5 protein-coding genes and 2 pseudogenes are annotated in these 5342 nt (G+C 72.3%); 5 read left to right on the top strand and 2 right to left on the bottom strand.

Features of this window, described 5'->3' with window-relative positions:
* Positions 1 to 317: SAM-dependent methyltransferase (locus FKV24_RS11155; protein WP_249040996.1), on the bottom strand; the 317-nt coding region annotated here is incomplete at its 3' end.
* 119 nt (positions 318 to 436) lie between these two features.
* On the opposite strand from FKV24_RS11155, the gene FKV24_RS11150 reads away from it, so the two are divergent.
* The 5 genes and pseudogenes from FKV24_RS11150 (at position 437) to FKV24_RS11135 (ending at position 4611) form a co-directional block, all read left to right on the top strand.
* On the top strand, positions 437 to 1852 hold the full coding sequence (locus FKV24_RS11150; RefSeq protein ID WP_111265644.1) for a penicillin-binding protein activator: 1416 nt from the start codon (positions 437 to 439) through the stop codon (positions 1850 to 1852).
* On the top strand, positions 1836 to 2228 hold the full coding sequence (locus tag FKV24_RS11145; protein WP_141482438.1) for a YraN family protein: 393 nt from the start codon (positions 1836 to 1838) through the stop codon (positions 2226 to 2228). The genes FKV24_RS11150 and FKV24_RS11145 overlap by 17 nt, the downstream gene beginning before the upstream one ends.
* Positions 2229 to 2247: 19 nt before the next feature.
* Positions 2248 to 2682 (top strand): annotated as a pseudogene (locus FKV24_RS19885) (metal-dependent hydrolase); the annotation flags it as partial.
* Positions 2660 to 4006, top strand: a pseudogene (locus FKV24_RS19880) (FAD-binding oxidoreductase); the annotation flags it as partial. The pseudogenes FKV24_RS19885 and FKV24_RS19880, both read left to right, overlap by 23 nt.
* Entirely contained in the window at positions 4003 to 4611 is a 609-nt protein-coding gene (locus FKV24_RS11135; RefSeq protein ID WP_141482436.1) for a uracil-DNA glycosylase family protein, read from the top strand. The pseudogene FKV24_RS19880 and the gene FKV24_RS11135, both read left to right, overlap by 4 nt.
* A gap of 339 nt (positions 4612 to 4950) precedes the next feature.
* On the opposite strand, the gene FKV24_RS11130 is transcribed toward FKV24_RS11135, so the two are convergent.
* The coding region (locus tag FKV24_RS11130; RefSeq protein ID WP_249040995.1) for a thiamine-phosphate kinase at positions 4951 to 5342 on the bottom strand (392 nt) is incomplete at its 5' end.

Raw genomic sequence — 5342 nt, 5'->3', positions numbered from 1 at the left:
GGAATGCCGGCGGCGCGCACGGCGCGGACCAAGCGGTAGCCGGGGTCGCTGACCAGCGGCGTGCCCGCATCGGACACCAGCGCCAGCGACTGTCCCGCCCGCAACCGCTCGACCAGTTGCGCGACCTGGGCCTCCTCGTTGTGCTGGTGAAGCGCCACCAGCGGCCGCTCGACGCCGAAGTGGGCGAGCAGCTGACGGGTATGGCGGGTGTCCTCGGCGCAGATCGCATCGACGCCGCGCAGGGTCTCGAGCGCGCGCGGGCTGAGGTCGCCGAGGTGGCCGATCGGGGTAGCGACGACGTGCAGCGTTGCGGGCATTGCGGGTCCGACAGGTGGATTCAGGTGGTGCGCGGTTAGAATCGTACCCGTTCCCGGGCCCAGGCCCGACCTTTCCGTTCGACACCGCGCCCACGCAGCGCCGCGCAGGATGCCCGCCGATGAGTCCAAAGTTCTCCGTTTCCGCCGCCCACCGCTTCCCGACCCGCTCCGCCAGCCGGCTGCTCGCGCCCGCCCTGGCGATCCTGCTGCTGGGCGGCTGCGGCGGGTTCGGGGTCCGGCCGACGGCCGAAACCGCCGTGGTCCGCAATCCGGTCGTGGCCGAAGCCGATGCGCTCGCCCGCGGTGGCACCGTGCTGACCGGCCAGGCCCGACTCGACAATGAACGCCGGATCCACCAGTTGCTGTCCCAGCTCGACAACGACAGCCTCGCCCGCGAGGCCGCCGCGCTGCCGCCCGGCGATGCGCTCTACAACTACATGGGCCAGGCCCTGCTCGATCGAGGTCTTGCGCTGCCGCGTCCGTTCGACCACAGCGCCTGGACCTTCGACGCCAACAACCGGCCGCCGGCCGAGTCCGACGGTTACCGGCCTCCGGTCAAGCTGGCGATCCTGCTGCCGCTGACGGGCGATCTCGCGGTCGCGTCCTCGCCGGTGCGCGACGGCTTCATGGCCGGCTACTACGGCGAGCGCCGCCGCCGACCCGAGATCACCTTCTACGACACCACCGGCAGCACCGCCGGCACCCTGTCGGCCTACGACCGCGCGGTCACCGAGGGCAACGACTTCGTGGTCGGCCCGCTCGACCGCACCGCCGTCGACGCGCTGTTCGCGCGCGGTTCGATGCCGGTGTCGCTGCTCGCGCTCAACAGCGGCAGCGAATCGCCGCCGCCGGGCAATGCCAGCTTCGCGCTGTCGCCTGAAGACGAGGGCATCGCCGCCGCGGAATACCTGCTGTCGCGCAACGCCGGGCGCGTGCTGGTCGTCAGCGGCGGCGAGGACAGCCAGCGGCGCATGGTCGACGCGTTGCGCGAGCGCCTCGTCGAGCGTGGCGGCGCCGTCACCGACGTGGTCGGCGAGGGCATCGCCGATCTGAGCCCGTTCGCCTCGCGCGAGGGCGGCGTCGACGCTGTGTTCCTGGCCATGCGCGGCGGCGCCGCACGCGGGCTGGCGCCGAAGCTGGCCCTGGCCGGCCTCGGCGGCGTGCCGCGGGTCGGCACCTCGCAACTGCTGTCGGGCATCGGCAGCTCGGAAGAAGACCGCGCATTGGACGGCATCGCGTTCCCGACCGAGACCTGGACCGCTCGCGGCATCACCGGCCTGCCCTCGCCCGGGTTCGCGGCGACCATGCTGCCGACCGCCAGGGGCCCGGCGGCGCGGCTGTTCGCGTTCGGCTACGACGCCTGGCTGCTCTCGGCCTATATGGAGAAGCTGGTGAAGAGCTCCGACGGATCGATCCAGGGCGCGACCGGCACCCTCCAGGTCGACGGTTTCGGCAACGTCAAGCGGACCCCGACCTGGGCGACCTTCGTCAGCGGCGTGGTGATGCCGCTGCCCGGCGGTGGCGACCGACGCTGACCGTGGCGCCGACCGTCGTGCCCTCGGGGCGGCGGTCGAAGCGGCCGCGCGCCGCCACCTGCTGGCGGCCGGACTTCGTGCCGTTGCCGCCAACGCGCACAGCCGCGGCGGCGAGATCGACCTGGTCATGCGCGATGGCGACAGCCTGGTATTCGTCGAGGTCCGCTACCGTCACGGCGCCGGCTTCGGCGGCGGCGCGGCCTCGGTCGACGTGCACAAGCGGCGTCGCCTGATCCGCGCCGCGCACGTATTCCTGGCCCGCCATCCGCGGTACGCCGACCTGCCCTGCCGCTTCGACGTGATCGAGGCCGACGGCGACCCGGCCGCACCGAGACTGAACTGGCTGCGCGATGCGTTCCGCGCGGACGACTGCTGAGCCCCTGAAGGACCCCGACATGCCGACCATCATCACCCACGCCGTGGTGCCCCTGGCCGCCGGCATCGCCCTGGGCTCGCGGAGGATCGACCGCAGACTGATGCTTGCCGGGATGGCCGCGGCGATACTGCCGGATGCCGACGTGGTCGCGTTCGCGCTCGACATCCCCTACGCCGATGCGTTCGGGCACCGCGGCGCCAGCCACTCGCTGCTGTTCGCCACGGTCCTGGGCGCGCTCGCCGCATCGTTCCACCGCAGCCTGCGCGCGGAACCGGCGCTGGCCGCGACCTGGATATTCGCCTGCACCCTTTCCCACCCGCTGCTCGACGCCTTCACCGACGGTGGCCTCGGCGTGGCGCTGTGGTGGCCGTGGTCGCAGGCACGCGAATTCGCGCCCTGGCGTCCGATCGAGGTGTCGCCGATCGGCGCCGGCTTCTTCAGCAAGCGCGGCCTGGCGCACCGACCCCGCCGAGCGGCTGACCTACGCCTACGACAATTCCCGACGCGAGGCCCTGCCCGACGCGGTCGCGCTGCCGACCGATGCCGCGCAGGTGCTCGCGCTGGTCCGCGCGTGTCGCCGCCATCGGGTGCCGGTGGTCGCACGTGGCCGCGGCACCAACACCACCGGGGCGGCGGTACCGGTGGCCGGCGGCGTCGCGGTGTCGTTCGAACGCATGAACCGGATCCTGCAGATCCGCCCTGGCGACCGTTGCGCGGTGGTCGAGCCGGGCGTGCTCAACGGCGATCTGCAGGCCGCGCTGCGGGCGCACGGCCTGTTCTGGCCGCCCGACCCGACCAGCGCCAGCTACTGCACCATCGGCGGCAACCTCGCCTGCAACGCCGGCGGGCCGCGCGCGGTCAAGTACGGCGCCAGCCGCGACAACGTGCTGGCGCTGACCGCGGTCAGCGGCGGCGGCGAGCTGATCCGCTGCGGCAGCGCGACCACCAAGGGCTCGACCGGCTACGACCTGCAGCGATTGCTGGTCGGCAGCGAGGGGACCCTGGCGTTGATCGTCGAAGCGACCCTGCGACTGGTGCCGCTGCCGCCGGAGCGTCGCGCGGTCCGTGCGATCTATCGCGACGTCGCCAGCGCCGCGCAGGCGGTCGCGCGACTGATGGCGCAGCCGGTGACGCCGTCTATGCTGGAGTTCATGGACCATCATGCGGTGCGCCTGGCGCGCGACGTCGGCGGCGCCCGGCTGCCGGCCGATGCCGGGGCGCTGCTGATGATCGAGGCCGACGGCGACGCCGACACCCTGCCCGCCGCGCTTGCCGCGCTGATCCGCGCCGCCGGGGGCGATGGCCTGGTCTCGCTCGACGCCGCCGAGGACGAGACCGCGCGCGCGGCGCTCTGGGCCGCGCGCAAGGCGCTTTCGCCGGCGCTGCGCACGCTCGCACCGGGCAAGATCAACGAGGATGTGGTGGTGCCGGTCTCGCGCATCCCCGACCTGGTCGAGGGCGTGCAGCGGCTCGCCGACGAATTCGCATTGCCGATCGTATGCTTCGGTCATGCCGGCAACGGCAATCTGCACGTGAACCTGATGTACGACCCGGCCGATGACGACCAGCGCGCCCGCGCGCAGGCGGCGATGGCACGCGTGTTCGCGCTGGCGGTCGCGCTGGGCGGCACCCTGTCGGGCGAGCATGGCATCGGTCTGGCCAAACGCGAGTTCATGCCGCAGGCGATCGACGCGCCGACGCTGGCGCTGATGCGCGCGATCAAGGCCCAGTTCGATCCCGACGGCATCCTCAACCCGGGTAAGCTGCTGCCACCATGACCTCCCGACTGGACCGGCTGCTTGGCGACATCCGCGCGTGCACGCTGTGCGCGGCCGAACTGCCGCTGGGTCCGCGCCCGGTACTGCGGGCCAGTCGCAGCGCGCGCCTGCTGGTGGTCGGCCAGGCGCCCGGCACCCGCGTCCACGCCAGCGGCATTCCGTGGGACGACGCCAGCGGCCGGCGCCTGCGCGACTGGCTGCAGGTCGACGCCGCCACCTTCTACGACGAGACGCGGATCGCGATCGTGCCGATGGGCTTCTGCTATCCCGGCAAGAAGGGCGGCGGCGACGCACCGCCGCGCCCGGAATGCCGCGCGACCTGGCATCCGCGACTGCTGCCATTGCTGCCGAACATCGGGCTGACCCTGCTGATCGGCCAGTACGCGCAGGCCTATTTCCTCGGCGCGCAACGCAAGTCCAGCCTGACCGAAACCGTCGCCGCCTGGCACGAGTACATCGACGACGGCCTGTTGCCGCTGCCGCATCCCAGCCCGCGCAACGTCGGCTGGTTCAAGGCCAATCCATGGTTCGACGATGCGGTGGTGCCGGCCTTGCGCGAGCGGGTCCGGAAGCTGCTCGCGCAGGCTCCCCGCAAGCATCCGTAGCCGCCGCGCAGGCGGCGATGAGACCTTCCCATGAAGGCCTCATCGCGGCTTACGCCGCTCCTACGAAGATCGTTTGCCTGTCTGTCCCATGCCTTCAGCCCCCTGAGTCAGGGGGCGATTCGCATCGCAGATGCGAATGGGGGTATGGAAGCGCAACGGCGGGGCCCGAGGTTTGCGAAGCAAATCTTGGGAGATATCCGGGCTTGGCCGGATATCGTTCCCCCCTGACTCAGGGGGCTGGGCCATACGTGCCATACCGTAGGAGCGGCGTAAGCCGCGATGGGCCTTCCGATGAACCTACCACCGTGCAGCGCACCGCTCCCGACGCGCGCCGCGCGATCAATCGTTGGCGGCGAAATGCGCGTAGCCGCGCGCGGTCGGCATCCATTCGCGACCGCTGTCGTCGAACAAGCGCACCCGTTCGCCGGTGACCACCTCGCCGATCCGGGTCACGGCGACGCCGGCACCGAGCGCCGCGGCGCGCACCGCCGCGTCCGCGTCGGGCGGCGTGGTGAAGGCCAGTTCGTAATCGTCGCCACCGCCGGTCTGGAAACCGGTCCGCGCGGCCGCGTCGCAGGCCGCGAGCAGCGCATCGGAGGCCGGCAGCGCATCCAGCGCGATCCGCATGCCGACCCCACTGGCCGCGCAGACATGGTCGAGGTCGGCGAGCAGGCCGTCGGAAACGTCGATCGCGGCCGCGGCCACCCCGCCCAGCGCCCGCCCCAGGGCGA

This window comes from Marilutibacter maris (assembly GCF_006546735.2).
Lineage (GTDB): Bacteria > Pseudomonadota > Gammaproteobacteria > Xanthomonadales > Xanthomonadaceae > Marilutibacter > Marilutibacter maris.
The sequence above is the reverse complement of the archived record's forward strand: the minus strand, read 5'-3'. Positions and strand labels throughout refer to the sequence as shown.

What these genes read in the sequence shown, in the direction of transcription:
- FKV24_RS11150 (WP_111265644.1), top strand. Translation starts at nt 437, where the DNA reads ATGAGTCCAAAGTTCTCCGTTTCCGCCGCCCACCGCTTCCCGACCCGC.
- FKV24_RS11135 (WP_141482436.1), top strand. Translation starts at nt 4,003, where the DNA reads ATGACCTCCCGACTGGACCGGCTGCTTGGCGACATCCGCGCGTGCACG.